General features: G+C 61.4%; 25 protein-coding genes, 1 tRNA gene and 1 CRISPR repeat array. Of the genes, 21 read left to right on the forward strand and 5 right to left on the reverse strand.

Annotated elements, in window-relative coordinates; all coding sequences use genetic code 11:
- From csy1 to NTD88_RS27650, 4 genes are all read right to left on the reverse strand, one after another.
- A partial coding sequence (gene csy1 / locus NTD88_RS27635) for a type I-F CRISPR-associated protein Csy1 (protein ID WP_262191781.1) occupies positions 1-708 on the reverse strand: 708 nt, incomplete at its 3' end.
- Positions 709-775: 67 nt separating this feature from the next.
- Positions 776-4195 carry a type I-F CRISPR-associated helicase Cas3f gene (gene cas3f / locus NTD88_RS27640; protein ID WP_262153696.1) on the reverse strand — a complete coding sequence of 1140 codons (3420 nt, stop codon included), beginning with the start codon at positions 4193-4195 and terminating at the stop codon, positions 776-778.
- The gene (gene cas1f, locus NTD88_RS27645; protein WP_262153697.1) at positions 4192-5169 is read right to left on the reverse strand and encodes a type I-F CRISPR-associated endonuclease Cas1f; all 978 of its coding nucleotides are present in this window, start codon (positions 5167-5169) and stop codon (positions 4192-4194) included. Before cas1f ends, cas3f begins: the two co-directional genes overlap by 4 nt.
- 279 nt (positions 5170-5448) lie before the next feature.
- A CRISPR array of direct repeats spans positions 5449-6436; the repeat unit is 28 nt; unit sequence GTTCACTGCCGTGTAGGCAGCTCAGAAA.
- A gap of 192 nt (positions 6437-6628) precedes the next feature.
- Positions 6629-6713, reverse strand: a tRNA-Leu gene (locus NTD88_RS27650).
- Between the two features lie 113 nt (positions 6714-6826).
- Here NTD88_RS27650 and queA point away from each other — a divergent pair.
- The 6 genes from queA (at position 6827) to NTD88_RS27680 (ending at position 12909) form a co-directional block, all read left to right on the forward strand.
- Positions 6827-7876, forward strand: a complete 1050-nt coding sequence (gene queA, locus NTD88_RS27655) for a tRNA preQ1(34) S-adenosylmethionine ribosyltransferase-isomerase QueA (protein ID WP_262153698.1) — start codon at positions 6827-6829, stop codon at positions 7874-7876.
- 14 nt (positions 7877-7890) lie between these two features.
- Entirely contained in the window at positions 7891-9006 is a 1116-nt protein-coding gene (gene tgt, locus NTD88_RS27660; RefSeq protein ID WP_175651912.1) for a tRNA guanosine(34) transglycosylase Tgt, read from the forward strand.
- A gap of 47 nt (positions 9007-9053) precedes the next feature.
- A complete protein-coding gene (yajC, locus tag NTD88_RS27665) occupies positions 9054-9392 on the forward strand; it encodes a preprotein translocase subunit YajC (RefSeq protein ID WP_095159529.1) in 339 nt (112 codons plus the stop codon).
- A gap of 62 nt (positions 9393-9454) precedes the next feature.
- Positions 9455-11320 carry a protein translocase subunit SecD gene (gene secD, locus NTD88_RS27670; protein ID WP_262153699.1) on the forward strand — a complete coding sequence of 622 codons (1866 nt, stop codon included), beginning with the start codon at positions 9455-9457 and terminating at the stop codon, positions 11318-11320.
- Between the two features lie 9 nt (positions 11321-11329).
- Positions 11330-12241, forward strand: coding sequence for a protein translocase subunit SecF (gene secF / locus NTD88_RS27675; RefSeq protein WP_262128640.1), 912 nt, complete (start codon positions 11330-11332; stop codon positions 12239-12241).
- A gap of 119 nt (positions 12242-12360) precedes the next feature.
- Positions 12361-12909 (forward strand): glycine zipper 2TM domain-containing protein, encoded by a 549-nt coding sequence (locus tag NTD88_RS27680; RefSeq protein ID WP_262153700.1) that lies wholly within the window; start codon positions 12361-12363, stop codon positions 12907-12909.
- 67 nt (positions 12910-12976) lie between these two features.
- Here the strand turns inward: NTD88_RS27680 and suhB are convergent, their stop codons facing one another.
- Positions 12977-13792, reverse strand: coding sequence for an inositol-phosphate phosphatase (gene suhB, locus NTD88_RS27685; protein WP_042120846.1), 816 nt, complete (start codon positions 13790-13792; stop codon positions 12977-12979).
- A 145-nt stretch (positions 13793-13937) separates the two neighbouring features.
- On the opposite strand from suhB, the gene trmJ reads away from it, so the two are divergent.
- From trmJ to ispG, 15 genes are all read left to right on the forward strand, one after another.
- Entirely contained in the window at positions 13938-14699 is a 762-nt protein-coding gene (gene trmJ / locus NTD88_RS27690; RefSeq protein ID WP_095159533.1) for a tRNA (cytosine(32)/uridine(32)-2'-O)-methyltransferase TrmJ, read from the forward strand.
- Positions 14699-15481, forward strand: a complete 783-nt coding sequence (gene cysE / locus NTD88_RS27695) for a serine O-acetyltransferase (protein ID WP_095159534.1) — start codon at positions 14699-14701, stop codon at positions 15479-15481. The genes trmJ and cysE overlap by 1 nt, the downstream gene beginning before the upstream one ends.
- 166 nt (positions 15482-15647) lie before the next feature.
- Positions 15648-16139 carry a Fe-S cluster assembly transcriptional regulator IscR gene (iscR, locus tag NTD88_RS27700; protein WP_095159535.1) on the forward strand — a complete coding sequence of 164 codons (492 nt, stop codon included), beginning with the start codon at positions 15648-15650 and terminating at the stop codon, positions 16137-16139.
- A 43-nt stretch (positions 16140-16182) separates the two neighbouring features.
- Complete coding sequence (locus NTD88_RS27705; protein WP_095159536.1) at positions 16183-17397, forward strand: IscS subfamily cysteine desulfurase; 1215 nt, start codon at positions 16183-16185, stop codon at positions 17395-17397.
- 46 nt (positions 17398-17443) lie between these two features.
- The gene (gene iscU, locus NTD88_RS27710) at positions 17444-17830 is read left to right on the forward strand and encodes a Fe-S cluster assembly scaffold IscU (RefSeq protein ID WP_003248539.1); all 387 of its coding nucleotides are present in this window, start codon (positions 17444-17446) and stop codon (positions 17828-17830) included.
- Between the two features lie 29 nt (positions 17831-17859).
- Positions 17860-18183 carry an iron-sulfur cluster assembly protein IscA gene (gene iscA, locus NTD88_RS27715; protein WP_095159537.1) on the forward strand — a complete coding sequence of 108 codons (324 nt, stop codon included), beginning with the start codon at positions 17860-17862 and terminating at the stop codon, positions 18181-18183.
- 8 nt (positions 18184-18191) lie between these two features.
- Entirely contained in the window at positions 18192-18713 is a 522-nt protein-coding gene (gene hscB, locus NTD88_RS27720) for a co-chaperone HscB (protein WP_095159538.1), read from the forward strand.
- Between the two features lie 42 nt (positions 18714-18755).
- Positions 18756-20621 (forward strand): Fe-S protein assembly chaperone HscA, encoded by a 1866-nt coding sequence (gene hscA / locus NTD88_RS27725; RefSeq protein ID WP_110968047.1) that lies wholly within the window; start codon positions 18756-18758, stop codon positions 20619-20621.
- Positions 20621-20962 carry an ISC system 2Fe-2S type ferredoxin gene (gene fdx, locus NTD88_RS27730; RefSeq protein WP_095159540.1) on the forward strand — a complete coding sequence of 114 codons (342 nt, stop codon included), beginning with the start codon at positions 20621-20623 and terminating at the stop codon, positions 20960-20962. Before hscA ends, fdx begins: the two co-directional genes overlap by 1 nt.
- Before the next feature lie 13 nt (positions 20963-20975).
- Positions 20976-21176 (forward strand): Fe-S cluster assembly protein IscX, encoded by a 201-nt coding sequence (gene iscX / locus NTD88_RS27735; protein ID WP_095159541.1) that lies wholly within the window; start codon positions 20976-20978, stop codon positions 21174-21176.
- Between the two features lie 91 nt (positions 21177-21267).
- Positions 21268-21693 (forward strand): nucleoside-diphosphate kinase, encoded by a 426-nt coding sequence (gene ndk, locus NTD88_RS27740; RefSeq protein WP_095159542.1) that lies wholly within the window; start codon positions 21268-21270, stop codon positions 21691-21693.
- Between the two features lie 28 nt (positions 21694-21721).
- On the forward strand, positions 21722-22864 hold the full coding sequence (rlmN, locus tag NTD88_RS27745; protein WP_095159543.1) for a 23S rRNA (adenine(2503)-C(2))-methyltransferase RlmN: 1143 nt from the start codon (positions 21722-21724) through the stop codon (positions 22862-22864).
- 13 nt (positions 22865-22877) lie between these two features.
- Positions 22878-23615 carry a type IV pilus biogenesis/stability protein PilW gene (gene pilW / locus NTD88_RS27750; protein ID WP_262153701.1) on the forward strand — a complete coding sequence of 246 codons (738 nt, stop codon included), beginning with the start codon at positions 22878-22880 and terminating at the stop codon, positions 23613-23615.
- The gene (locus NTD88_RS27755; RefSeq protein ID WP_262153702.1) at positions 23615-24625 is read left to right on the forward strand and encodes a helix-turn-helix domain-containing protein; all 1011 of its coding nucleotides are present in this window, start codon (positions 23615-23617) and stop codon (positions 24623-24625) included. The genes pilW and NTD88_RS27755 overlap by 1 nt, the downstream gene beginning before the upstream one ends.
- A 3-nt stretch (positions 24626-24628) precedes the next feature.
- Positions 24629-25738 (forward strand): flavodoxin-dependent (E)-4-hydroxy-3-methylbut-2-enyl-diphosphate synthase, encoded by a 1110-nt coding sequence (gene ispG, locus NTD88_RS27760; RefSeq protein ID WP_262153703.1) that lies wholly within the window; start codon positions 24629-24631, stop codon positions 25736-25738.
- Positions 25739-25740 lie beyond the last annotated feature (2 nt).

Consider the following 25740-nt stretch of genomic DNA (forward strand, 5'->3'; position numbering starts at 1 on the left):
GCGGTAGGTGTCTGAGTGGTGAGTTTTATCGCGCCCGGCCGGGCGCGCGATTTTGTTGCGTTCACCGAAGCGTGCATCGTTTATATCCAGATGCACCGCGTGCATCAGGCTGCTAGGGAACAGCGGCTGCAAAAGATGAAAACCGGCGTCGTCCGCCGGGTCGCCGGAGACACTCCAGTACACCTGCTTGGCCATCTCATGGGTGCTGATGCGCTCGCCGGGCCGGATCAGATTTTTGAAGGCGTCGGCCCACTCGTTGGCGGTCTCGGCATTCTCGTGCAGGGCCGTAAGCAGGTCGGGGTCGTTTTCGCGGAACCACTCCAGCAATTGCCGGCCTTCCACTTCGACCTTGAGAAACTTGTAGACGTCCAGCGCGGCGGCGTTGCCGACGATGTCGGTCGCGTAGTGGTTGCCCAGTTCGTGGCTGCCGACCTCTGCATGCTGAACCAGCGATGAGGGTTCGACATGCAAACTGGTGCCGCGGGCGTCGGGGTGAGTGGCCTTGAGGACATGAGTGACCGCCTGGATCTGCGAAACCCGCCGCGCGGCATCCGCGAGCCAGGTGACGTAGTCATATTTGGCGGCGACGGGGGTGTCGTCGTCGGTTTCCGCACCCTTGAGCTTGGCTTCCTTACGTTCCGTGATGAAGCTGGCGATGGTGGTGCGGAAGAGGGTAGTGCGGGGTATTGATTCGGGTCCTTCTTTCATCTCATCAGTCCATTTAAGTAGCCGCGAAGCGTCGTATTAACGACGTGCTTTCAGTGATGACATTTACTCAGGCAGTGTTTCCTTTCTTTGCGAATCCCAGTGCCGGGTGATACCGCCATCCGAGCGCGTTCTCGTAAACCCGCACCGAAGTAAACCGCTCAGCACAGGTATCCAGCGGCAACTCCAATTCGTCGGCCAGTTCTTCCAGCAACCCCATCATGTTCTGCTGTTTTCCCCATGGTGCGATTCGTGGTCCCAGGTTCCTTTCCAGATCAACCTCATCGAGTTTTTCCGGACACGCCAGGTAGGCCTTGTCCCGATGGTGCCGATTGGGCTCATGAATGCGGTGCAGCACGAGCCGGTCTTGGTCTTCATCCGGAAGAAACAGCAAATCCTCTTCCGGCGCGCCGCTCTCACGAAAAGGCTGCTGTTGGGGCAACGCCCAGGTCAGAGCGGCCTGAGGAAATTGCCAGGCGCAGGCGGCATCGAGATCGAGGCGCGGCGGTGATCGGCGCGACAGCGGTGCGCAGGGGACACGGTCCTTCGGCAGCATCAGGTCGGCCAGCCGCGCGTGTTCCAGATCCGCCAGGCGTTCCTTGGGTTTCCACTCCGTTCGAGAGGGCGCCTGGATACGTGCGCGAGCACTGATGACGTCAATGTCATCGTCTTCCAGCAGTTTGTTGAGGAAATGGGTGGTCAGCCGAAACGGATGCCCTTTGTCCGAACTCGGATGCTCGAACCCCGGTTTGATAAAGGCCGGATTGCCCTGTCGGCCATTCTCGAGCCGGTTGCTGAAATGCCGCAGGTTGGTATCAAAGACCAGAACATTGGGCGTTTCGCAGGGCTCGTCACGATGCCGCCGCACCCGACCTGCGAGCTGGATGAGCGAGCGCATGGAAGACGGTTCGACAACGGCCCAGTCGTAATCATGATCGCGGCCTACCTCGGTGACCGGTGAACCAAGCACTACAAACAGGTGGTCTTGCTCGGGATGAGCTGCCAGTGCGTCACGGACTTCCGGTTGGGCAAAGATCGCGTTTTCGCGTCGGCGGTTGAGGGTGCGGTCGAGCCGTGCCTCGATGGCCGAACGCAGCAGTTGTGGAAAACGCGAGTGATAAACGCACAGGTGGATCCGCTGGTTCTCCGCCGCACCCAACTGGAACAGGGCAAGTGCAACGTCGAACAAGGGCTCGATATTGGCCATGCGCACCAAGCCGAAACTGACGCGCTTGCCGCTATACGGACACCGGCTCGCATGCCTGGCGTGGGCCCGTTGCATCGCTTCGCGAACCTGTGCGGCGAACTCGCCGGGAAGCTGGTCTTTGCGCTTGGACGACAGGCTCAGCGGGAGGATCTCACCGCGTCGCCGTGGTGGAGTGGCTTTCAGCGCAGTCACGCGCTTGTCGACGAAGCGGTTGTGCTGCTCGATGAGATCCGTAGCGTCAGCGCAATCGACTTGATGCGTGCCGAACTCGTCCAACCACAGGCAGGGAATGGGCTCCGCGACGGCGTCGGTGCCGAACGGTTTGCCTCGATTGCGCCGGTAGTGTTGTCGTCCGGCGCGATACGCCTGGAACATGCCATCCAGAAGCGCTGGCGGGAGGGTCGCCGACGAGATCAGCACGCGGGTTCCCAGCAGGCCGCTCCAGTGCACCAGCCGGGTGAGCGCGGGTAAGTCCGGCAGGTCGAAATCATCCAGTTCATCCAGCACCAGGTCGCTGCTCATCAGCCGCAGCATCGGCGCAATCTGGCGCCCGGCGCGCTGTGCCTCAGTGGCGGGCATCAGGTGATCGAGGGTGCACACCAGCAGGGGAGCGCTCAGCAGTCGGCGAATCTCCGGGTTATCCATCGCTTTGCCCAGCAATCCGTGCTGGCTGGTGTTGCCTTCGTACAGCACATGACCGTCTTCCTCCAGCAGGGCTTGGGTAGAGGCTGAGCCGGTGGCTTCCGCCTGGGCCTGATAAAAGTTGAATAGCTCCTGACTGGCGGAGCCGCCGACCTGAAGTGCCAGATCGTCCTCATTCAGGTGCAGGTCCTTGCGGTAGCTTTCCCCGGTCTGTCGGGTCAGGGTGCGCAGACCGAGTGCGAAGGTGCAACGCAGTCCCAGTTCCGGCTCGGCCAAGGCGTTCATGATGCGGGCGTTGGCGAGTGTTTTGCCGCAACCGGTCGAAGCCATGTTGATGATGAAGGCGCCCTGTTCGGCGGAGTTTCCGCGCAAGCTGGCTGCTGCATCCGCGGCTTTGTCCTGCCAGCGAAAGCGCGTGTCCTCGCTACGTTTACGCAGGCCCCGATGACCCACGAGGCGGGGCAGGTGGCGTTCGAACCCTGGCAGGCCGTGGACAATGCTGGCGCTCATTCGCGCCACGCCCAGCAGGTGCTCATCCAGCGGCTGTTTGAGGGCACCGTCGGAATGAGTGTTGGCAAAGACCGAGTACCCCTGGTCGCCTTTTATCCGACGACCATCGCCCGGGCCGAGGCTCGAATAGTGATGGTCTGCGAGCATCAGGCTGAGCCGCGACAGATGCATGACATAAGGATTGGCCAGCCACTCGCCTTTTCCCGGTTTGCGCTGAAGCTCTAGCAGGCGCTCAGCAACTTTGGCCGCTTGGGTGCGCCACTTGGGCAGTACCACCGGCAGTGGCTGATCGAATTGCCAGTAAGGCGTGATCTCCGCACTCGTCGCGGTGTTGTCGAGTTCGTTCCACTGGTGGGTGATGCCTTCCAGAATATTGACCAGCATGCCCGGATTGAAGGTCTTCAAGCGCTGCCCGAACCTGAGTTTGCCGCCTGACCGGCCCCCGTCTTCGGCGGGGAGCGTTGGTAAGCGGTGATGGCTGACCACCAGCCAGGCGATGGCCGCTGCCAGTGGCGGAAGTTGTTTGAAGGGGGGCGGAACATCGCTATCCAGACCGTCTCGCTTGAAGCGTTCGGCCGCCAGCCAGAGCGCGTCGTGTTGCGCGTTTGCCGCGGCCAGGCGATGTAGCCAGCCCGCATCATCGTCCTGCCCGACGAACGCCAGGAATAAACGCAGCGACACCCATTCGTGGCGGTAGAGATTTCGTTCAACCGGGCCCGGTTTCAGCCGGGCTTGAAAAGCCACGCTGGCTTTGCCCAGGTCATGGAGCAGTGCAGCCATTTGTGTCAGCAGGCGAATGTCTTCAGCGGTATGCCAGTCGTTTTCATCGTTTTTTCGCAAGACGTCGCGTCGGCTACTGTTGGTCGGCACTGCGCCTTGTTGATTGAAGCGGCTGGCATCGCCAACGATCCACAGCAGCTCACTGTGGTCCAGGCCCCTGATCCAATGACAAGCGACGGCGGTGTTGCGTCGCGCGGTCTTTTTCAGCAGACGGCGCAGAGTGTCCAGGCCTGCCTGGGTGATTGGCGTTTGCCAGGTGCGTTCACCGCGTCGTTCGGCGAACTGGTCGAGGATACGACGGGTTTCCACCAGTGCGCGTTTGTCGCACTGGCAAATCAAGAGGATGTTCAAGCGATCGAAGTCCCCAGTTGCTCCGCGATGTCCTTGAGGCTGTCGATCATGAAATCCAGTGCTTCGCTTCGCGTCAGGTTCTCGATGCAGGCCTGACGAAACGCTTGCTCGTCATCGCCGCGCATGGCCGAGATAAAGGCTTGCGGCAAGATAAGTCCATCCTTGACCAGATCAGCGACATCGAACACCAGCCCGCCACGGCGGGCCTTGCCGTGGAGGACCGCCAGCCCGTGAGGCAAGCCGAGCACCCAGGTTGCCGTGGCCGCGAGACCGTAGGCGAGGTAATTACCGTGGTCGAGAAAGCGGTTGGCTGGATCGCCGCCGCTGCCGCGCTTTGCCCTGCCGAAATCTCCGTAACCGGTTGCGGTGGCGGCCAGTTTGAACAAGCGCTTGGTGAGGCGGGCTTCTTCGGTCAGCAGATGCTCATGATTGGGGGCATGTTCCAGGTTGGAAAGCGATTGCTCAAGGACATCGTTCAGGGTCGAACTGTCGATCTGGAACTTGCCTTTCTCAAGCGATGCCCTTTTCAGCCATTGTTGGCGTATATGCGCCAGGCGCAATCGCTGGACGGCTTTGGCGGCCGCGAGGCGTTGTCCTTCGTCGAACCAGAAAGACACCCAGCGTTGTAGATATTCGGTAGGGCGGTATTCGCTTTGCGGGGAGAACCAGGCGATATCGATATCCACTTCATTGGCACTGAACAACGGCGTCCCGCCACCACCGCAAAACCCTACCAGCACTCCGGCCCTCGCCAGTTCACGCATGGCCGCCTGGGTCACCGAGGTTCCGGTACCAAGCAGGATGGTGGTGGTGTTGGCGATGGGAATATTCCAGTACAGCGACTGCTTGCCTGCGTCGGTGACGTACTCGACCCGACCGCCGTTGACCAGCACGCGGCAGTGCTGGAGGTAATAGAGGTTGGCTCGCTTGGAGTGCAGGATGGTCTTGAGGTCGGATGAATTGATGCCTTCCATGGTGAAACCGGTTTCCTCATCGGCTCATTGGCAAAGCGCAGTTATAGCCCAGTGGATGGCTAAATGCCGGTATTTTTGTTGCGGTATGTTTGGGTGGCTGTGGGGGCGGGGAAGGAGCAAACTTCGGCTGCCTTGAGAGGCTGAAGGCGACCCTTTTTTTGACGTTGGTTTGAGGTGCTTGTAAATCAAGGTGTTACAAAAGGCGTGGGAAATAGGGTCAGAAGGGGTTTTTTGAGTCTTTTGTGTTTTGGATCATAAGGCTGGGTGGTTTTCTTTCTAGTTCACTGCCGTGTAGGCAGCTCAGAAATGGATGTGCTGACGCCGGCCGCCACAACGTCGGTTCACTGCCGTGTAGGCAGCTCAGAAAGGTACCAGGCGATGGAAGCGTGGCCAGCGAACGTTCACTGCCGTGTAGGCAGCTCAGAAACGAAGGCCGAGTGATCGGTGAAGCCGACAAGCGTTCACTGCCGTGTAGGCAGCTCAGAAAGGCGGCGTGCTCAACGTCACGAACCTGGGTAGGTTCACTGCCGTGTAGGCAGCTCAGAAAACCTGGAATTGCTGGCCGCTGGGTCGGCGGGTGTTCACTGCCGTGTAGGCAGCTCAGAAAAGGACCGGCACTTGCTGACTGACCTCTCCTACGTTCACTGCCGTGTAGGCAGCTCAGAAAAGATCCGCAGCGGCGCCGGTGATATCACTGATGTTCACTGCCGTGTAGGCAGCTCAGAAAATAAGGAGTCCGCGCTGGAAGAACAGGATTTGGTTCACTGCCGTGTAGGCAGCTCAGAAACTTTTGTTTTTGGAGGTGACGCATGGGCGGATGTTCACTGCCGTGTAGGCAGCTCAGAAAGTTACCGTAACGGCCGCTCGGGGAGTCAACCGGTTTACTGCCGTGTAGGCAGCTCAGAAAAGAACAGTCAGCAGCCCGCAGATGAACGCGGAGTTCACTGCCGTGTAGGCAGCTCAGAAAATCCAGTCTTTCCACGTCCAGGCTTTGCACATGTTCACTGCCGTGTAGGCAGTTCAGAAACGGCCGACCTGGTCGAGATCGGCACTAAGGTGGTTCACTGCCGTGTAGGCAGCTCAGAAAGGCAAGAAAAAAATGGAGGCCGGCCTGGGCAAGTTCACTACCGTGTAGGCAGCTCAGAAAAACTCCGGTGACGGGGATGGAGAGGGGGGCGAGTTCACTGCCGTGTAGGCAGCTCAGAAAAAGGTGGCTCGCGGGGACGCCTTTGCCCACGGGTTCACTGCCGTGTAGGCAGCTCAGAAATGAGCGGCAAGGTTAGTGACCTAGATCGCCTGGCTCACCGCCGTAGGCAGTTATACATAAAGCATTCGAGTTCAAACGCCGGGACCGCTCCGCGCTCCATCGCAGGCAAGCCAGCTCCTACAGAAAACGCGGCGCGATCCTTTTCTTCCAGGCACAAAAAAACCGACTAAAAAGTCGGTTTTTTCTGGATTTTGGTGCCCCGAGGGAGACTCGAACTCCCACTCCTTTCGAAAACGGATTTTGAATCCGCCGCGTCTACCAATTCCGCCATCAGGGCTTGTGGCGGCGAAGTATAGAGATGGGCCTACCGTTGGTCAATCACGTTTCATGGTCAATTTTTCCGCTTTCGGCTAAACTTCCCGGCCCTGTCGATCCCGTACCCCCACTGCCATGCGCGTTGCCGATTTTTCCTTCGAACTCCCCGATTCCCTGATCGCCCGCCATCCCCTGGCCGAACGGCGCGGTAGCCGGCTGCTGGTCCTCGATGGGCCGAGCGGCGCGCTGGCGCACAAGCAGTTCACCGATCTGCTCGATTATTTGCGCCCCGGCGACCTGATGGTGTTCAACAACACTCGGGTGATCCCGGCGCGGCTGTTCGGGCAGAAGGCGTCCGGCGGCAAGCTGGAGATTCTGGTGGAGCGGGTGCTGGACAGCCACCGCGTGCTGGCCCACGTGCGCTCGAGCAAGTCGCCCAAGCCGGGCACGCGGATTCTGGTAGACGGCGGCGGCGAAGCCGAGATGGTGGCGCGCCACGATACGCTGTTCGAGCTGCGTTTCGCCGAGGAGGTGCTGCCGCTGCTCGACCGGGTCGGGCACATGCCGTTGCCTCCTTATATAGATCGCCCCGACGAGGGCGCCGACCGCGAGCGCTATCAGACGGTCTACGCCGAGCGCGCCGGTGCGGTGGCCGCGCCGACCGCGGGTCTGCATTTCGATGAAGAGCTGCTGGCGAAGATCGCCGAGAAGGGCGTCGACACGGCCTTCGTCACCCTGCACGTCGGCGCTGGCACCTTCCAGCCGGTGCGAGTCGAGCGCATCGAAGACCACCACATGCATAAAGAGTGGCTGGAAGTCGGCCAGGATGTGGTCGATGCCGTGGCCGCCTGCCGCGCACGCGGTGGGCGGGTGGTGGCGGTGGGCACCACCAGCGTGCGGTCGCTGGAAAGCGCGGCGCGCGATGGCGTGCTCAAGCCGTTCAGCGGCGACACCGATATCTTTATCTTCCCGGGCCGGCCGTTCCATGTGGTCGATGCCCTGGTCACCAACTTCCATTTGCCCGAGTCCACGCTGCTGATGCTGGTTTCGGCCTTCGCCGGTTACCCGGAAACCATGGCGGCCTACGCGGCGGCGGTGGAAAACGGCTACCGCTTCTTCAGTTACGGTGATGCGATGTTCATCACCCGCAATCCGGCGCCACGCGGGCCCGAGGATCAAGCATGAGTCGCACCTGTCGTATGTCCTTCGAGTTGCTGGCCACCGACGGCAAGGCCCGTCGCGGCCGCCTGACTTTCCCCCGTGGCACCGTGGAAACCCCGGCGTTCATGCCGGTGGGCACCTATGGCACGGTCAAGGGCATGCTGCCGCGGGACATCGAGGCCATCGGCGCCGAGATGATCCTCGGCAACACCTTCCACCTGTGGTTGCGCCCGGGCACCGAGGTGATCAAGGCCCACGGCGACCTGCACGATTTCATGCAGTGGAAAGGCCCGATCCTCACCGACTCCGGCGGTTTCCAGGTGTTCAGCCTGGGCGCGATGCGCAAGATCAAGGAGGAGGGCGTGACCTTCGCCTCGCCGGTGGACGGCTCCAAGGTGTTCATGGGCCCGGAAGAGTCGATGCAGGTCCAGCGCGACCTGGGCTCTGACGTGGTGATGATTTTCGACGAATGCACTCCGTACCCGGCCGACGAAGACGTGGCGCGGGTGTCGATGGAGCTGTCGCTGCGCTGGGCCCAGCGCTCGAAGAACGCCCACGGCGACAACACCGCGGCACTGTTCGGCATCGTCCAGGGCGGCATGCACCAGAACCTGCGCATGCGCTCGCTGGAAGGCCTGGACAAGATCGGCTTCGACGGCCTGGCCATCGGCGGCCTGTCGGTGGGCGAGCCGAAGCACGAAATGATCAAGGTGCTGGACTATCTGCCAGGCCTGATGCCCGCTGACAAACCTCGTTACCTTATGGGGGTTGGCAAGCCGGAAGATCTTGTTGAGGGTGTGCGCCGCGGTGTCGACATGTTCGATTGCGTGATGCCCACTCGCAATGCGCGAAATGGTCATCTGTTCATCGATACCGGCGTCCTGAAAATCCGCAACGCGTTCCATCGTCATGATGATTCGCCGCTGGACCCGACCTGCGATTGCTATACCTGCCAGAACTTCTCCCGCGCTTATCTGCATCACCTGGATAAATGCGGCGAAATGTTGGGCAGCATGTTGAATACGATCCATAACTTGCGTCATTACCAGCGCCTGATGGCTGGTTTGCGCGAGGCTATTCAACAAGGTACATTGGCCGCCTTTGTCGATGCCTTTTACGCCAAGCGCGGGCTGCCTGTGCCGCCCTTGGACTGATGTTCCGTCGATCCTGACAAATACAATTTTGCAACTTGGAGTGCCTCATGAGCTTTCTGATTCCTGCCGCTTACGCGGACGCCGCAGCCCCTGCTGTCGCCGGCCCGGCCGGTACCGGTTTCGAATGGATTTTCCTGGTGGGTTTCCTGGTCATCTTCTATCTGATGATCTGGCGTCCACAGGCCAAACGTGCAAAAGAGCAGAAGAACCTGCTGGGCAATCTGCAAAAGGGTGATGAAGTTGTCACCAACGGCGGTATCGCCGGCAAGATCGTCAAAGTCAGTGATGACTTCATCGTTCTGGAAGTGTCCGACACGGTTGAACTGAAGTTCCAGAAAGGCGCTGTAGCGGCCACCCTGCCGAAGGGTACGCTCAAAGCGATCTAAGTTAAGTTTTTTACCAATCGACGGGGCGCGCAAGGCGCCCCGCGTCTTGAACGGGCGGCGTGATGCTGAACAAAACTCCTCTATGGAAATGCGCACTGATCCTGGTGGTACTGGTGATCGGTTTTATTTATTCCGCTCCCAATCTCTACCCTGACGATCCGGCTATCCAGGTCAGCGGCGCCAGCACTGCGCTGCAGGTCAATCAGGCCGATCTGGACCGTGTCAGCAAGGCGCTGGTCGATGCCGGGATCGCGGTCAAGGGCGCAAGTTTGGGTGAAAGTGGCCGTGGCGCACTGCTGCGTCTGACCAAACAGGAAGACCAACTTCCCGCCAAGGATGTCGTGCGCAAGGCACTGGGCGATGATTACGTGGTGGCGCTGAACCTGGCCCCGACCACGCCAAAATGGCTGCGCAGCGTCGGTGCTCATCCGATGAAGCTGGGCCTGGACCTTTCCGGTGGTGTGCACTTCCTGCTCGAAGTGGACATGGAAAAGGCCATGCAAGCGCGCCTGAAAGTCTACGAAGGTGAAGTGAAGAGCCTGCTGCGCAAGGAGCGTGTGCGCTACCGCAGCCTGCCGCAACAGGATGGTGGCATCCAGTTGGGCTTCTCCGACGATGCCTCCCGCGAACAGGCTCGCAGCCTGATCCGCAAGAATTTCAACGATTTCGACCTGACCACCAACGAGCGTAACGACCTGTTCGTGCTGCGCCTGGCGATCACGCCGGCGAAGGTCACGGAAATCCGTGAATACTCGATCAAGCAGAACCTGACTACGGTACGTAACCGCGTCAACGAACTGGGCGTCGCCGAGCCGCTGGTTCAGCGCCAGGGTGCCAACCGCATCGTGGTCGAGCTGCCGGGTGTGCAGGACACCGCCGAAGCCAAGCGTATCCTCGGCAAGACCGCCAACCTGGAATTCCGCCTGGGCGCCGAGCCTGGTGCGTCGAAAGCCACGACCGAGGTCTTCGAGTTCCGTGAAGGCGGTCGTTCCGCGCCGGTCGAGCGTGGTCTGATCATCACTGGTGACCAGGTTACCGATGCCCAGGCCAGCTATGACGAGCACGGCCGTCCGCAGGTGAATATCCGTCTCGACGGCCACGGTGGCGAGCTGATGAGCCGCGCGACCCGCAGCAACGTCGGTCGCAGCATGGCGGTGATCTTCATCGAGCAGCGTCCGACGACCCGCTACGAGAAGCAGGTGGTCGACGGCGTCGAGAAAGACGTGGCGATCCAGACCTTCAAGGAAGAGAAGAAGATCATCAGCCTGGCGACCATCCAGTCGCCGCTGGGCAGCCAGTTCCGCATCACCGGCCTGAACGGCCAGGGTGAGTCGTCCGAGCTGGCCCTGCTGCTGCGTGCCGGTGGCCTGGCCGCGCCGATGTACTTCGCTGAAGAGCGCACCATCGGTCCGAGCCTGGGTGCCGACAACATCACCAAGGGTATCGATGCGTCGCTGTGGGGCATGCTGTTCGTCTCGCTGTTCATCATGGCCATCTACCGCTTCTTCGGTCTGATCGCCACTGTCGCCCTGGCGGGCAACATGGTCCTGCTGCTGGCACTGATGTCGGTGCTTGGCGCGACCCTGACGCTGCCTGGTATCGCCGGTATCGTGTTGACCATGGGTATGGCGGTGGACGCCAACGTGCTGATCTTCTCGCGTATCCGCGAGGAGCTGGCCAACGGGATGTCCGTGCAGCGCGCCATCAACGAAGGTTTCGACCGTGCCTACACGGCGATTCTCGACGCCAACCTCACGACCCTGCTGGTCGGCGGCATCCTTTTCGCAATGGGCACCGGCCCGGTCAAGGGCTTCGCGGTCACCATGTCGCTGGGTATCTTCACCTCGATGTTCACTGCCATCATGGTTACCCGTGCGATCGTCAACGGGATCTATGGCGGGCGTGACTTCAAGAAGCTGTGGATTTAAGGGGCTGCCATGCTACGTACGATCAACTTCATGGGCGTGCGCAATGTTGCGTTCGCCGTCACCATGCTCCTTACCGTTCTGGCGTTGTTCAGCTGGTTCCACAAAGGGCTGAACTTCGGCCTGGACTTCACCGGCGGTACGCTCATCGAGCTGACCTACGAGCGTCCGGCTGATCTGACCCAGGTCCGCGAAGAGCTGGTCAAGTCCGGCTTCCACGACGCCGTGGTGCAGAGCTTCGGTGCGACCACCGACCTGCTGGTGCGTATGCCGGGCGATGACCCGCTGCTGGGCAACCGCGTTTCCGAGGCGCTGCAGAAGGCCGGCGGCGACAACCCGGCGACCGTCAAGCGCGTCGAGTTCGTCGGTCCGCAGGTCGGCGAAGAGCTGCGTGACCAGGGCGGCCTCGGCATGCTCCTGGCGCTGGGCGGGATCATGATCTACCTGGCCTTCCGCTTTCAGTGGAAGTTCGCGGTCGGCGCGATCATCTCGCTGATCCACGACGTGGTCGTGACCATGGGTATCCTGTCGTTCTTCCAGATCACCTTCGACCTGACGGTGCTGGCGGCGGTGCTGGCGATCATCGGTTACTCGCTCAACGACACCATCGTCGTGTTCGACCGGGTTCGCGAGAACTTCCGCGTGCTGCGCAAGGCGTCGCTGATCGAGAACATCAACATCTCGACCACCCAGACCCTGCTGCGTACCGTGGCGACTTCGGTGTCGACCTTGCTGGCCATCGCTGCGCTGCTGTTCTTCGGCGGCGACAACCTGTACGGCTTCTCCCTGGCGCTGCTGGTGGGTGTTCTGGCGGGTACCTACTCGTCCATCTACATCGCCAACGTGGTGCTGATCTGGCTGAACCTGAACAGCGAAGACCTGATTCCTCCGGTTAAAACTGAAGGTGTGGACGAGCGTCCATAAGGCTTTTTCCTACGCCTCAGGCGGAAGAGGAAGGCGCGAGTATTGAACTCGCGCCTTTTTTTTTGCTCCAAGGTTGGGAGAAGCGCGGGTCAAACCCGCAGGTAAATCAGGAGGTTCACGTGAATAAGTCGATGCTGGTGGGTGCGGTACTGGGTGCTGTCGGTGTGACTGCCGGAGGTGCTGTCGCGACCTACAGCCTGGTCAACAGCGAGCCGGAATACGCCCAGGTGCTGGGTGTGCAGCCGGTCAAGCAGACTGTGAAGACGCCACGGGAAGTCTGTAAGGATGTGACCGTTACGCGGCAGAAGCCCGTGCAGGATCAGCACCAGATCGCCGGTACCGTGCTCGGTGCGGTAGCGGGTGGGCTGCTCGGCAATCAGATCGGTGGCGGCACCGGCAAGAAGATCGCCACGGTGGCCGGTGCGGTCGGCGGCGGTTATGCCGGCAACAAGGTTCAGGAAAACATGCAGAACAACGACACCTACTCCACGACACAGACCCGTTGCAACACGGTCAATGACGTAAGCGAGAAGGTGATTGGCTATGACGTGAAGTATTCGGTCGGCGAGAAGGTCGGTCAGGTGCGCATGGACCGTGATCCTGGGTCGCAGATTCCGCTGGATAAGCAGGGCAATCTGGTTTTGGGGCAGGCGCAGCCGGCTCAGTAATGAGGCCCTGAAATTCGACCAAAAAAAAGCACCTCGAAAGGTGCTTTTTTCATGCCCGGCTAAAAGCTCAGCGCTTTACCGAAGGCGGCAGGTGCGGCTGGATAGCCGTCAGCACAGCCTTGAAGCACTTGATGTTGCCGGCAACGACGTGGCCTTTCTCAAGGAAGTCGTGACCACCGGTGAAGTCGCTCACCAGGCCGCCCGCTTCCTGGATCAGCAGCGCGCCCGCAGCCATGTCCCATTCGGACAGGCCCGACTCCCAGAAGGCGTCGAAACGACCAGCGGCAACGTAGGCCAGGTCCAGGCTGGCGGAACCGGCGCGGCGGATGCCGGCGGTCTGGCCGACCAGGGCGCGGAACATGCCCAGGTAGTTGTCCAGGTATTCCATCTGGTTGTCGCGGAACGGGAAGCCGGTGCCGAGCAGGGCGCCTTCCAGGCTGGTGCGCGAGCTGACGCGCAGGCGACGGCCGTTCAGCTGGGCGCCACGGCCACGGCTAGCGGTGAATTCTTCTTGGCGAACCGGGTCCAGTACGACGGCGTGCTCGAGGCGGCCGCGGTATTTGCAGGCGATGCTGACAGCAAAGTGAGGAACGCCACGCAGGAAGTTGGTAGTGCCATCCAGCGGATCGATGATCCACAGGTAGTCTTCGCCTTCACCGCTGCCGGCGTGCAGGCCGGTCTCTTCGCCTTGGATGGCGTGGGTCGGGTAGGCTTTGCGCAGCGCGTCGATGATGACTTTCTCGGCGGCGCGATCAACTTCGGACACGTAATCCTTGGCGTCCTTCTCATCAACCTTGATGGTATCCAGGCGCTCGATTGAGCGGAAAATCAGTTCGCTGGCGCTGCGGGCGGCGCGCAGCGCGATATTCAGCATGGGCTGCATGGACGTTTCACCTGAGTGTTAAAGAAAGCCGCACATTCTATCAGAAAACTTTCCGGGCAGAAGGGCAACATTTGCTTACGTAGCTTAATGGCGGTCGCTTCTGTAAGATTTGCTCCCCTCTTTTTAGTGTCTGAGAGCGCCTGCCGTGCTGGAAAATATACGTGTCGTTCTGGTTTGTACCAGCCACCCCGGCAATATCGGAGGCGCTGCGCGTGCCATGAAGAACATGGGTCTGTCGCGGCTGGTGCTGGTGAGTCCTGCGGATTTCCCGTCTCCAGAGGCCAGCGCGCGCGCTTCCGGCGCCGACGATGTGCTGGCGGGTGCCCAGGTGGTTTCCACCCTTGAAGACGCGCTGGTCGGCTGCACTCTGGTGATCGGCACCAGTGCGCGCAGTCGCAGCCTGCCCTGGCCGATGCTCGAGCCGCGCGAGTGCGGCACCGAAGTTACCGGACGAGCGGCGCAGGGCGAGCAGGTCGCCCTGGTCTTTGGTCGTGAGCACGCCGGCCTGACCAATGAAGAGCTGCAGCGCTGCCATTACCACGTGCACATCCCGTCCAATCCGGATTTCAGCTCGCTGAACCTGGCGGCGGCGGTGCAGGTGCTGAGCTACGAGGTCCGCACGGCCTGGCTGGCGCAGGCGTCGCAGCCTGAAAAAACGGAAAAGGATGAGCCGGTCGAAGAACTGGCCACCATGGACGAAATGGAGCGGTTCTACGGGCACCTGGAAGACACGCTGGTGCAGATCGGTTTCCTCGATCCGTCCCGGCCCAAGCACCTGATGCCGCGTTTGCGTCGCCTGTTCGGGCGCAGCGCGGTGAATCGTTCGGAAATGAGTATTTTGCGCGGCATCCTCACCGAAACCCAGAAAGCGGCCCGGGGCGATGCACACAAGCGGAAGGATCAATAATGTTCGAGCGTCTGCGTGAAGATATCCAAAGCGTATTCCACCGTGACCCGGCGGCACGCAATGCCTTTGAGGTGCTGACCTGCTATCCGGGCATGCACGCGATCTGGCTGCACCGCGCGGCGCATTGTCTGTGGAAGAAGGACTGGAAGTGGCTGGCCCGGCTGGTGTCGAACTTCGGCCGCTGGATGACCGGGATCGAAATCCATCCGGGTGCCAAGGTTGGCCGGCGCTTCTTCATCGACCATGGCATGGGCATCGTGATCGGTGAGACGGCGGAGATCGGCGACGATGTCACCCTGTACCAGGGCGTGACCCTCGGCGGCACCAGCTGGAACAAGGGCAAGCGCCATCCGACCCTGGAAGACGGCGTGGTGGTCGGCGCCGGGGCCAAGGTGCTTGGTCCGTTCACGGTGGGTGCCGGTGCCAAGATCGGCTCCAACGCAGTGGTCACCAAGGCCGTGCCGGCCGGCGCCACGGCGGTGGGAATTCCGGGGCGGATCATCGTCAAGTCCGATGTCGAGCAGGAAGCCCGGCGCAAGGCCATGGCCGAGAAGATCGGCTTTGATGCCTACGGCGTCAGCGAAGACATGCCCGACCCGGTGGCCCGCGCCATTGGTCAGTTGCTCGATCACCTGCAAGCGGTGGACGGGCGCTTGGAAGACATGTGCGGTGCGCTGAAAAACCTCGGCAGCGACTACTGCGCCAAGGAGCTTCCGGCCTTGCATGAAGAAGATTTCGCCTGCGTCAAAGGCGAGGTTCGCAGCGACGCGCCGACGCATTGACAGGCCGTTCGTTACAAGGGGCGTGTGCTCACGCCCTGATCTTGCTATCATCGCGCCCGCCGTTCAGGCGCAATCCCGACTAAAGCAGTAGGTCTTATAGTTGACTTAAATGCTCGGGAATCGCATACTCGCACACATCCTGTAACTCCCGTGGTATCAAATAGCCATGCGACTGACTACTAAAGGCCGATACGCCGTGACTGCCATGCTCGACCTGGCACTGCACGCGCAAAATGGGCCGGTGTCCCTGGCCGACATCTCTGAGCGCCAAGGCATTTCCCTCTCTTATCTGGAGCAGTTGTTCGCCAAACTGCGCCGCGCCAACCTGGTATCCAGTGTGCGTGGTCCAGGCGGTGGCTATCAGCTCTCGCGAGTCATGGAAAGCATCCAGGTGGCCCAGGTTATCGATGCGGTCAATGAATCGGTCGACGCAACCCGTTGCCAAGGCCTCGGCGATTGCCATGCCGGTGACACCTGCCTGACCCACCACCTGTGGTGCGACCTCAGTGCACGAATTCACGAATTCCTCAGCGGAATCAGCCTGGCCGACCTAGTGACCCGCCGAGAGGTCCAGGAAGTGGCCCAGCGCCAGGACCTTCGCCGCATTGCCGGCCGAGCCCCGCATCTGGACAAGATTGAAACGTCCGCCGTCGAATAACCGTTTCGAACGAGCGACGCGCCTGCCTGATAGGAGAGATTCAATGAAGTTGCCGATCTACCTCGATTACTCCGCGACCACTCCGGTCGACCCACGTGTCGCCCAGAAGATGAGCGAATGCCTGCTGGTCGACGGGAACTTCGGTAACCCGGCGTCGCGCTCCCACGTCTTCGGCTGGAAAGCTGAAGAGTCGGTCGAAAACGCCCGCCGCCAGGTCGCTGACCTGGTCAATGCCGACCCACGCGAAATCGTCTGGACCAGCGGTGCCACCGAGTCCGACAACCTGGCGTTGAAAGGTGTCGCGCACTTCTACAGCACCAAGGGCAAGCACATCATCACCTCCAAGATCGAGCACAAAGCGGTCCTGGACAGCACTCGCCAACTCGAGCGCGAAGGCTTCGAAGTCACCTACCTCGAGCCTGGCAGCGACGGCCTGATCACTCCGGCCATGATCGAAGCGGCCCTGCGCGACGACACCATCCTCGTGTCGATCATGCATGTGAACAACGAGATCGGCACCATCAACGACATCGCCGCCATCGGTGAACTGACCCGCTCCCGCGGTGTGATGTTCCACGTCGATGCGGCTCAGTCCACTGGCAAGGTCGAGATCGACCTGCAGAAGCTGAAAGTCGACCTGATGTCCTTCTCCGCTCACAAAACCTACGGCCCGAAAGGCATTGGCGCGCTGTATGTCAGCCGCAAGCCGCGGGTTCGCCTGGAAGCTGCCATGCACGGCGGTGGTCATGAACGCGGCATGCGTTCGGGCACCCTGGCGACCCACCAGATCGTCGGCATGGGCGAAGCCTTCGCTGTCGCCAAAGAGCTGATGGCCAGCGAGAACGTACGGATCAAGGCCCTGAGCGATCGCTTCTTCAAACAGGTCGAAGGCCTGGAAGAGCTGTACGTCAACGGCAGCCTGACCGCACGTATTCCGCACAACCTGAACCTGAGCTTCAACTACGTCGAAGGCGAGTCGCTGATCATGGCGCTCAAGGACCTGGCCGTATCGTCCGGTTCTGCATGCACTTCGGCATCCCTCGAGCCGTCCTATGTCCTGCGCGCCCTGGGCCGCAACGACGAACTGGCGCACAGCTCGATCCGCTTCACCTTCGGCCGCTTCACCACCGAAGAAGAAATCGACTACGCCGCGCAGAAGGTCTGCGAGGCCGTTACCAAGCTGCGCGAATTGTCGCCGCTGTGGGATATGTACAAAGACGGCGTCGACATCTCCAAGATCGAGTGGGCTGCGCACTAAGTAGTCGCCGGCAAGAGCGGCTCTCTGATGAGGAAGGAATTGCACCATGGCATACAGTGAAAAGGTCATCGACCACTACGAAAACCCGCGCAACGTCGGCAAGATGAATGCCGAAGACCCGGATGTTGGCACCGGCATGGTCGGCGCTCCGGCGTGCGGCGACGTGATGCGCCTGCAGATCAAGGTCAACGAGCAGGGCGTCATCGAAGACGCCAAGTTCAAGACCTACGGCTGTGGTTCGGCCATCGCTTCCAGCTCCCTCGCCACCGAGTGGATGAAGGGCAAGACCCTGGACGAAGCCGAGACCATCAAGAACACGCAGCTGGCCGAAGAACTGGCCCTGCCGCCGGTCAAGATCCACTGCTCGGTACTCGCCGAAGACGCCATCAAGGCGGCCGTTCGCGACTACAAGCAGAAGAAAGGTCTGATCTGAACCACCTTCAGCAGGTTTAAGGAGTCTCGATGGCTATCAGCATGACAGAAGCCGCCGCCAACCACGTGCGGCGCTCCCTCGAAGGACGCGGCAAGGGTGACGGTGTTCGCCTGGGTGTCCGTACTACCGGCTGCTCCGGTCTGGCCTACGTGCTGGAGTTCGTTGACGAGCCGAACGGCGAAGACGAAGTGTTCGAAAGTCACGGTGTGAAAGTGATCATCGACCCGAAAAGTCTGGTGTACCTCGACGGTACCGAGCTGGACTTCGTTAAGGAAGGGTTGAACGAAGGCTTCAAGTTCAACAACCCCAACGTGCGCGGTGAGTGTGGCTGCGGCGAAAGCTTCAACGTCTGAGGCTGCGCGTGGGTACTCCTTGTCATTTCGCCCTGTTTGAACTGCAGCCGGACTTCCGTCTGGACCTCGAGCAACTGGCCGCCCGCTACCGCGAGCTGGCCCGTGCCGTGCATCCAGACCGGTTCGCCGATGCGTCCGAGCGCGAACAGCGCCTGGCGCTGGAACGGTCCGCTGGTCTCAACGATGCCTATCAGACCCTCAAGAGCGCGCCCCGTCGGGCGCGTTACCTGTTGGCGCTCGGCGGCCATGAAGTGCCGCAGGAAGTCACCGTCCACGATCCCGAGTTTCTCTTCCAGCAGATGCAGTGGCGCGAAGAGCTCGAAGACCTTCAGGACAGTGCCGACCTTGATGGCGTGGCCGCGTTCAAGCGCCGCCTGAAAGCCGCCTCCGAAGCCCTCAACGAGGAGTTCGCCGCTTGCTGGAACGACGCCGCGCAGCGTGAACAGGCCGAGCGCCTGATGCGCCGCATGCAGTTCCTCGACAAGCTCGCCTACGAAGTGCGCCAGCTGGAAGAGCGCCTCGACGATTAACCCGGTGCCGCCCCTGGCGACACCCCTGGTATTCAGATAAGCATGGCCCTACTGCAGATCGCCGAACCCGGTCAGACTCCTCAACCCCACCAGCGCCGACTGGCCGTGGGTATCGACCTGGGTACTACCAATTCGCTGGTCGCTGCCCTGCGCAGTGGTCTTTCCGCTCCGTTGCCCGATGCCGAAGGCCGGGTCATCCTGCCGTCCGCGGTGCGCTACCACGCTGACCACGTCGATGTCGGTCACGTTGCGCGCGAGTCGGCCTCTGCCGATCCGCTGAACACCATCCTCTCGGTCAAGCGCCTGATGGGGCGTGGCCTCGCGGACGTCAAGCAACTGGGGGAGCAACTGCCTTACCGCTTCGTCGGCGGCGAGTCGCACATGCCGTTCATCGAGACGATCCAGGGGCCGAAGAGTCCGGTGGAAGTTTCCGCCGATATCCTCAAGGTGCTGCGCCAGCGCGCTGAAGAAACCCTCGGTGGCGAGCTGGTTGGCGCGGTGATCACCGTGCCGGCCTATTTCGACGATGCTCAGCGCCAGGCCACCAAGGACGCCGCGCGTCTGGCCGGCCTCAACGTGCTGCGCCTGCTCAACGAGCCGACCGCGGCGGCTGTCGCCTACGGCCTGGACCAGAACGCCGAAGGCGTCGTGGCTATCTACGACCTGGGCGGCGGTACCTTCGATATTTCCATCCTGCGCCTGACCGGCGGTGTCTTCGAAGTGCTGGCCACCGGTGGCGATACCGCCCTGGGCGGCGATGATTTCGACCACGCCATTGCCAGTTGGATCGTACAGTCCGCCGGCTTGTCTTCCGACCTCGATCCCGGCGCGCAGCGTCGCCTGCTGGAAACCGCCTGCGCCGCCAAGGAAGCCCTGACCGACGCCGATTCCGTGGCCGTGCGCTACGACGGCTGGCAAGCCGAGCTAACCCGTGACGCCTTCGACGCGCTGATCGAGCCGATGATCGCCCGCAGCCTGAAAGCCTGCCGTCGCGCCGTGCGTGACAGCGGTATCGAGCTGGAAGAAGTCGAGGCGGTGGTCATGGTCGGCGGCTCGACCCGTGTTCCTCGCGTGCGCAGTGCCGTGGGCGAGTTGTTCGGGCGTCAGCCGTTGACCGATATCGACCCGGATCAGGTGGTGGCCATTGGTGCTGCGATCCAGGCCGATACCCTGGCCGGCAACCGCCGCGAAGGTGGCGAATTGCTGCTGCTTGACGTGATTCCGCTGTCCCTGGGGCTGGAGACGATGGGCGGGCTGATGGAAAAGGTGATTCCGCGCAACACTACCATTCCGGTCGCCCGAGCCCAGGAGTTCACCACCTACAAGGATGGCCAGACGGCCATGATGATCCACGTGCTCCAGGGTGAGCGCGAGTTGATCAGCGATTGCCGTTCCCTCGCCCGTTTCGAGCTGCGTGGCATTCCCGCCATGGTGGCCGGTGCCGCGAAGATCCGCGTGACCTTCCAGGTCGATGCTGACGGCCTGCTCAGCGTTTCCGCGCGGGAGCTGGGTTCGGGCGTCGAATCGAGCATTCAGGTCAAGCCGTCCTACGGCCTGACCGACGGCGAAATCGCCCGCATGCTCAAGGACTCCTTCGAGCACGCAGGCAATGACAAGGCGGCGCGCCAGTTGCGCGAACACCAGGTCGACGCCGAGCGCCTGCTAGAAGCAGTGCAGGGCGCGCTGGATGCCGACGGCGAGCGTCTGCTGGACGCCGAAGAGCGCCTGGCGATCGAGCAACAGATGCAAGATTTGCGTGATTTGATGAGCGGCACCGATGGCTCGGCCATCGAGCAGCAGACCAAGCGTCTGTCGCAGGTGACCGATGCCTTTGCTGCCCGACGCCTTGATTCGACGGTCAAAGCCGCACTGGCCGGGCGCAACCTGAATGAGATCGAGGACAACTGATGCCGCAGGTTACATTTCTGCCCCACGAGAAGTTCTGTCCGGACGGCTTGACCGTCGAGGCAGCACCGGGGACTTCCATTCTCGAACTGGCCCATGACCATCACATCGAGATCGAAAGCGCCTGTGGCGGCGTGTGTGCCTGCACCACGTGTCACTGCATCGTCCGCCAGGGTTTCGACTCGGTCGAGGAAGCGGACGAGCTGGAAGAAGACATGCTGGACAAGGCCTGGGGCCTGGAAGCGCAGTCTCGTCTGGCGTGCCAGGTGGTCGTTGGTGAAGAAGACCTGACCATCGAGATTCCGAAGTACTCGCTCAACCACGCCGCCGAAGCGCCGCATTGATCCTGGAGCCGACATGAGCCTGAAATGGGTTGATGTACTTGAAATTGCTATCCAGCTTGCCGAAAGCAAGCCGGAAGTCGATCCTCGCTACGTGAATTTCGTCGATCTGCATCGCTGGGTGCTGGCATTGCCAGACTTCAGTGACGATCCGGCCCGCGGCGGCGAGAAGGTCCTGGAAGCCATTCAGGGCGCCTGGATCGAAGAAGCCGACTGAGCGCACTCGGCAGGTTAGGCAATCCCCCGGAACCCGCGTATAATTCGCGGGTTTAATTTTTCGCATCACTTACTGTTTCTGGAGTTACACCATGGCTGTTCAACGTACTTTCTCCATCATCAAGCCTGACGCCGTTGCCAAGAACGTCATCGGCAAAATCACCACCCGTTTCGAAGACGCCGGCCTGAAAATCGTTGCGTCGAAAATCAAGCAACTGTCCAAGGCCGAAGCCGAAGGCTTCTACGCCGAGCACGCAGAGCGCGGTTTCTTCGGTGACCTGGTTGCCTTCATGACCTCCGGTCCAGTTGTCGTTCAGGTTCTGGAAGGCGAAAACGCCATCGCTCGCAACCGTGAGCTGATGGGCGCTACCAACCCTAAAGAAGCTGCTGCCGGCACCATCCGTGCTGACTTCGCCGAGTCCATCGACGCCAACGCCGTTCACGGTTCGGACTCCGAAGCCGCTGCCGCTCGCGAAATCGCTTACTTCTTCGCAGCTACCGAGGTAACCACTCGCTAAGCCACGGCTTTCGAGTGAGGGTGAATCCATGACTACATCGACTGGCAAAACTAACCTGTTGGGACTTACCCAGCCGGAAATGGAAAAATTCTTCGACTCGATAGGGGAGAAGCGCTTCCGTGCCGGTCAGGTAATGAAATGGATTCACCACTTTGGCGTCGATGATTTCGACGCCATGACCAACGTCGGCAAGGCGCTGCGCGAAAAGCTCAAATCGTGCGCCGAGATTCGCGGCCCGGAAGTGGTCAGCGAGGACATCTCCAGCGACGGCACCCGTAAATGGGTGGTGCGCGTGGCCTCTGGCAGTTGCGTCGAAACCGTCTACATCCCCCAGGGCAAGCGCGGTACGTTGTGCGTATCGTCCCAGGCCGGTTGTGCTCTGGACTGCAGTTTCTGCTCCACCGGCAAGCAAGGATTCAACAGCAACCTCACCGCCGCCGAAGTCATCGGCCAGGTGTGGATTGCCAACAAGTCGTTCGGCAGCGTGCCGGCCACCATCGACCGCGCCATCACCAACGTGGTGATGATGGGCATGGGTGAGCCACTGCTGAACTTCGACAACGTGGTCGCCGCCATGCACCTGATGATGGACGACCTCGGCTATGGCATTTCCAAGCGCCGGGTGACCCTGTCCACCTCCGGCGTGGTGCCGATGATCGATGAGCTGGCCAAGCACATCGACGTCTCCCTGGCCCTGTCGCTGCACGCGCCGAACGACGCGCTGCGCAACGAACTGGTGCCGATCAACAAGAAGTACCCGCTCAAGGTTCTGCTTGAGTCTTGCATGCGCTACATGTCCGAACTGGGCGAGAAGCGCGTACTGACCATCGAGTACACCCTGCTCAAGGACGTCAACGACAAGCTCGAACACGCCCAGGAAATGGCCGAGTTGCTGAAGAACGTGCCGTGCAAGATCAACCTGATCCCGTTCAACCCGTTCCCGCACTCCGGCTACGAGCGTCCGAGCAACAACGCGATCCGCCGTTTCCAGGACTGCCTGCACCACGCCGGTTACAACGTGACCGTGCGCACCACGCGTGGTGAAGACATCGATGCCGCGTGCGGGCAACTGGTCGGCCAGGTCATGGACCGTACCCGTCGCAGTGAGCGCTATATCGCTGTGCGGCAATTGAACGCCGACGCCGATTCCAGCGGCGCGGCGGGCAACTGAGACGAGGATCGCCATGACCTTGCGCGTCGCGCTGCCGCTTCTCCTGCTGACGCTGCTTTACGGCTGCGCCACGCCCGGTGGCAAGGCGCGCGACGAGTCCCGCAGGGCTTATGTGCAATTGGGTCTGGGGTATCTGCAACAAGGCCAGAGCGAAAGGGCGAAGATTCCCTTGAAGAAGGCCCTGGCGCTCGGCGCCGATGATGCCGAGGTCAACGCGGCGCTGGCACTGGTTTTCCAGCGTGAGGACGAGCCGGCACTGGCCCGGATGCACTTCCAGAAGGCCTTGTCTGCCCAACCCCATGACCCACGCATTCGCAACAACTACGGTGGTTTTCTCTACAGCCAGGGGCAATATGCCGAGGCGCAGCAGATGTTTCGCCAAGCGTCGGCCGATACCCTGTATCCTGAGCGGTCCCGGGTGTTCGAGAACCTCGGATTGACGGCCATCAGGCTGGGTCAGCGCGACCAGGCGCGGGAATACCTGGAAAAAGCTTTGCGTCTTAACCAGCAGCAGCCTCGGGCCTTGCTGGAAATGGCTGAGATGTCTTACGAAGACAGGCATTATGTGCCAGCTCGCGCGTTCTACGACCGGCACAGCCGCTTGAGTGAACCGAGTGCACGCAGCCTGTTGCTGGGCAACCGCCTGGCGACCGTCTTCGAAGAACGGACCGCGGCCGCCGAACTGGGCCTGCAATTACAACGACTTTATCCCGGTACGCCGGAATATCAGCAATACCTGTCGGAGCAATGATGAAAGCGGCGCATCCCGAAGTAGCACCAGCGACTCGCGAAAATCCCGGTGAGATTCTGCGTCAGGCTCGTGAGAGCCGGGACTGGTCGCAGGCCGACGTGGCCCGCAAGCTCAACCTGACCGTGAGTTCCCTGAACAACCTCGAATCCGGCGCGTTCGACAAGCTGCCGGGGCACACCTTCGCCCGCGGCTATATCCGCGCCTACGCCAAGCTGTTCGAGATGGACCAGGCCGCACTGGTCCAGGCCTTCGACCATTACACCGGTACGCATGCCCAGGGCAGTGACGTACACGCGCTGGGTCGTATCGAAGAGCCGGTTCGTCTTTCGCACAACATCATGCGCATCGTCAGCCTGCTGCTGCTGGTCCTGGTGGTCGGTGGCGGCTTCGTCTGGTGGCAAGACCAGAGCAGCCTGCGCGGCAAGGACCAGGCAAACATTGCCCTGGAACATGTCGAAGTCGAAAGCGCCGACGGCACCACGCAGATTCATCAGCTGGACGAACCTGAAGATCAGGCCGTGACCGCTGGCCAGGAACCGGAAGCCACCCCGCCCGCCACCGAGCAGGCCCCTGCGGCTACCGCCGAAGCGCCGGCCCCGGTCCAGGCTCCCGCTGCTGCGGCAACACATCCTGCTGCGCCAGTGACGCCGGCTGTTCCGGCTGCCGCTGCACCTGCACCGGCAGTGCCCGCAGCACCAGTGGCCAGCGCCCCGGCTGTCGCGGCCGCGACGCCAGCGCCCGCCGCTCAGCCTGCCGCGGTCTCCGCGGGCAGTGGCCAAGTGCACATGCTGTTCGTTGCCGATTGCTGGACCTCGGTGACCGACGGTAACGGCAAGGTGCTGTTCAGCGCGGTCAAGCGCAAGGGCGATACCCTGGAACTGACCGGCAAACCACCTTTCTCGGTACGCCTGGGCTTTGCCCGCGGCGCGCAGATCACCTACAACGGTCAGGCTGTCGATGTCGCTCCGTTCACCAGTGGCGAAACCGCTCGCCTGAAGTTGGGGCAATAAGTCATGCACGGCGAATCTCCTATCAAACGTCGCGAATCCAGAAAGATCTGGGTCGGTAACGTGCCTGTTGGCGGCGATGCTCCCATCGCTGTCCAGAGCATGACCAACACCGACACCAACGACGTTGCTGCCACCGTGGCGCAGATCAACCGTCTGGTAGACGCCGGCGTCGACATCGTCCGGGTTTCCGTCCCGGACATGGATGCCGCCGAAGCCTTCGGTCGCATCAAGCAACGGGTCAGCGTGCCGCTGGTCGCCGATATCCATTTCGATTACCGCATTGCCCTGCGCGTCGCCGAGCTGGGCGTTGACTGCCTGCGTATCAACCCGGGCAACATTGGTCGCGAAGACCGTGTGCGTGCCGTGGTCGATGCTGCTCGCGACCGGGGCATCCCGATCCGCATCGGCGTCAACGCAGGTTCCCTGGAAAAGGACCTGCAGAAGAAGTACGGCGAACCGACCCCGGCCGCGCTGGTCGAGTCGGCGTTGCGCCATGTCGAGCACCTCGATCGCCTGAATTTTCAGGACTTCAAGGTCAGCGTGAAGGCTTCCGACGTGTTCATGGCCGTTGAAGCCTACCGTCTGCTGGCCAAGCAGATCGTCCAGCCGCTGCACCTGGGCATCACCGAAGCCGGTGGCCTGCGTTCGGGCACGGTGAAATCGGCGGTCGGCCTCGGTATGCTGCTCGCCGACGGGATTGGCGATACTATTCGCATTTCGCTTGCGGCCGACCCGGTCGAAGAAGTGAAAGTCGGCTACGACATCCTCAAATCGCTGCACCTGCGTTCCCGTGGCATCAACTTCATCGCCTGCCCGAGCTGCTCGCGGCAGAACTTCGATGTGGTCAAGACCATGAACGAGCTTGAAGGCCGTCTGGAAGACCTGCTGGTGCCGATGGACGTCGCGGTGATCGGTTGTGTGGTCAACGGACCCGGCGAAGCCAAGGAAGCCCATGTCGGGCTGACCGGTGGCACGCCGAACCTGATCTACATCGACGGCAAGCCGGCGCAGAAGCTGACCAATGACAACCTGGTCGAGGAGCTTGAAAAGCTCATTCGCCAGAAAGCGGCCGAGAAGGCCGAGGCCGACGCGGCAGTGATTGCCCGCGGTTGACC

Source organism: Pseudomonas sp. 20P_3.2_Bac5, assembly GCF_025466035.1.
Lineage (GTDB): Bacteria > Pseudomonadota > Gammaproteobacteria > Pseudomonadales > Pseudomonadaceae > Aquipseudomonas.

What these genes read in the sequence shown, in the direction of transcription:
- cas1f (WP_262153697.1), bottom strand. Translation starts at nt 5,169, where the DNA reads ATGGAAGGCATCAATTCATCCGACCTCAAGACCATCCTGCACTCCAAG.
- queA (WP_262153698.1), top strand. Translation starts at nt 6,827, where the DNA reads ATGCGCGTTGCCGATTTTTCCTTCGAACTCCCCGATTCCCTGATCGCC.
- tgt (WP_175651912.1), top strand. Translation starts at nt 7,891, where the DNA reads ATGTCCTTCGAGTTGCTGGCCACCGACGGCAAGGCCCGTCGCGGCCGC.
- yajC (WP_095159529.1), top strand. Translation starts at nt 9,054, where the DNA reads ATGAGCTTTCTGATTCCTGCCGCTTACGCGGACGCCGCAGCCCCTGCT.
- secD (WP_262153699.1), top strand. Translation starts at nt 9,455, where the DNA reads ATGCTGAACAAAACTCCTCTATGGAAATGCGCACTGATCCTGGTGGTA.
- secF (WP_262128640.1), top strand. Translation starts at nt 11,330, where the DNA reads ATGCTACGTACGATCAACTTCATGGGCGTGCGCAATGTTGCGTTCGCC.
- suhB (WP_042120846.1), bottom strand. Translation starts at nt 13,792, where the DNA reads ATGCAGCCCATGCTGAATATCGCGCTGCGCGCCGCCCGCAGCGCCAGC.
- cysE (WP_095159534.1), top strand. Translation starts at nt 14,699, where the DNA reads ATGTTCGAGCGTCTGCGTGAAGATATCCAAAGCGTATTCCACCGTGAC.
- iscR (WP_095159535.1), top strand. Translation starts at nt 15,648, where the DNA reads ATGCGACTGACTACTAAAGGCCGATACGCCGTGACTGCCATGCTCGAC.
- NTD88_RS27705 (WP_095159536.1), top strand. Translation starts at nt 16,183, where the DNA reads ATGAAGTTGCCGATCTACCTCGATTACTCCGCGACCACTCCGGTCGAC.
- iscU (WP_003248539.1), top strand. Translation starts at nt 17,444, where the DNA reads ATGGCATACAGTGAAAAGGTCATCGACCACTACGAAAACCCGCGCAAC.
- iscA (WP_095159537.1), top strand. Translation starts at nt 17,860, where the DNA reads ATGGCTATCAGCATGACAGAAGCCGCCGCCAACCACGTGCGGCGCTCC.
- hscA (WP_110968047.1), top strand. Translation starts at nt 18,756, where the DNA reads ATGGCCCTACTGCAGATCGCCGAACCCGGTCAGACTCCTCAACCCCAC.
- fdx (WP_095159540.1), top strand. Translation starts at nt 20,621, where the DNA reads ATGCCGCAGGTTACATTTCTGCCCCACGAGAAGTTCTGTCCGGACGGC.
- iscX (WP_095159541.1), top strand. Translation starts at nt 20,976, where the DNA reads ATGAGCCTGAAATGGGTTGATGTACTTGAAATTGCTATCCAGCTTGCC.
- ndk (WP_095159542.1), top strand. Translation starts at nt 21,268, where the DNA reads ATGGCTGTTCAACGTACTTTCTCCATCATCAAGCCTGACGCCGTTGCC.
- rlmN (WP_095159543.1), top strand. Translation starts at nt 21,722, where the DNA reads ATGACTACATCGACTGGCAAAACTAACCTGTTGGGACTTACCCAGCCG.
- pilW (WP_262153701.1), top strand. Translation starts at nt 22,878, where the DNA reads ATGACCTTGCGCGTCGCGCTGCCGCTTCTCCTGCTGACGCTGCTTTAC.
- NTD88_RS27755 (WP_262153702.1), top strand. Translation starts at nt 23,615, where the DNA reads ATGAAAGCGGCGCATCCCGAAGTAGCACCAGCGACTCGCGAAAATCCC.
- ispG (WP_262153703.1), top strand. Translation starts at nt 24,629, where the DNA reads ATGCACGGCGAATCTCCTATCAAACGTCGCGAATCCAGAAAGATCTGG.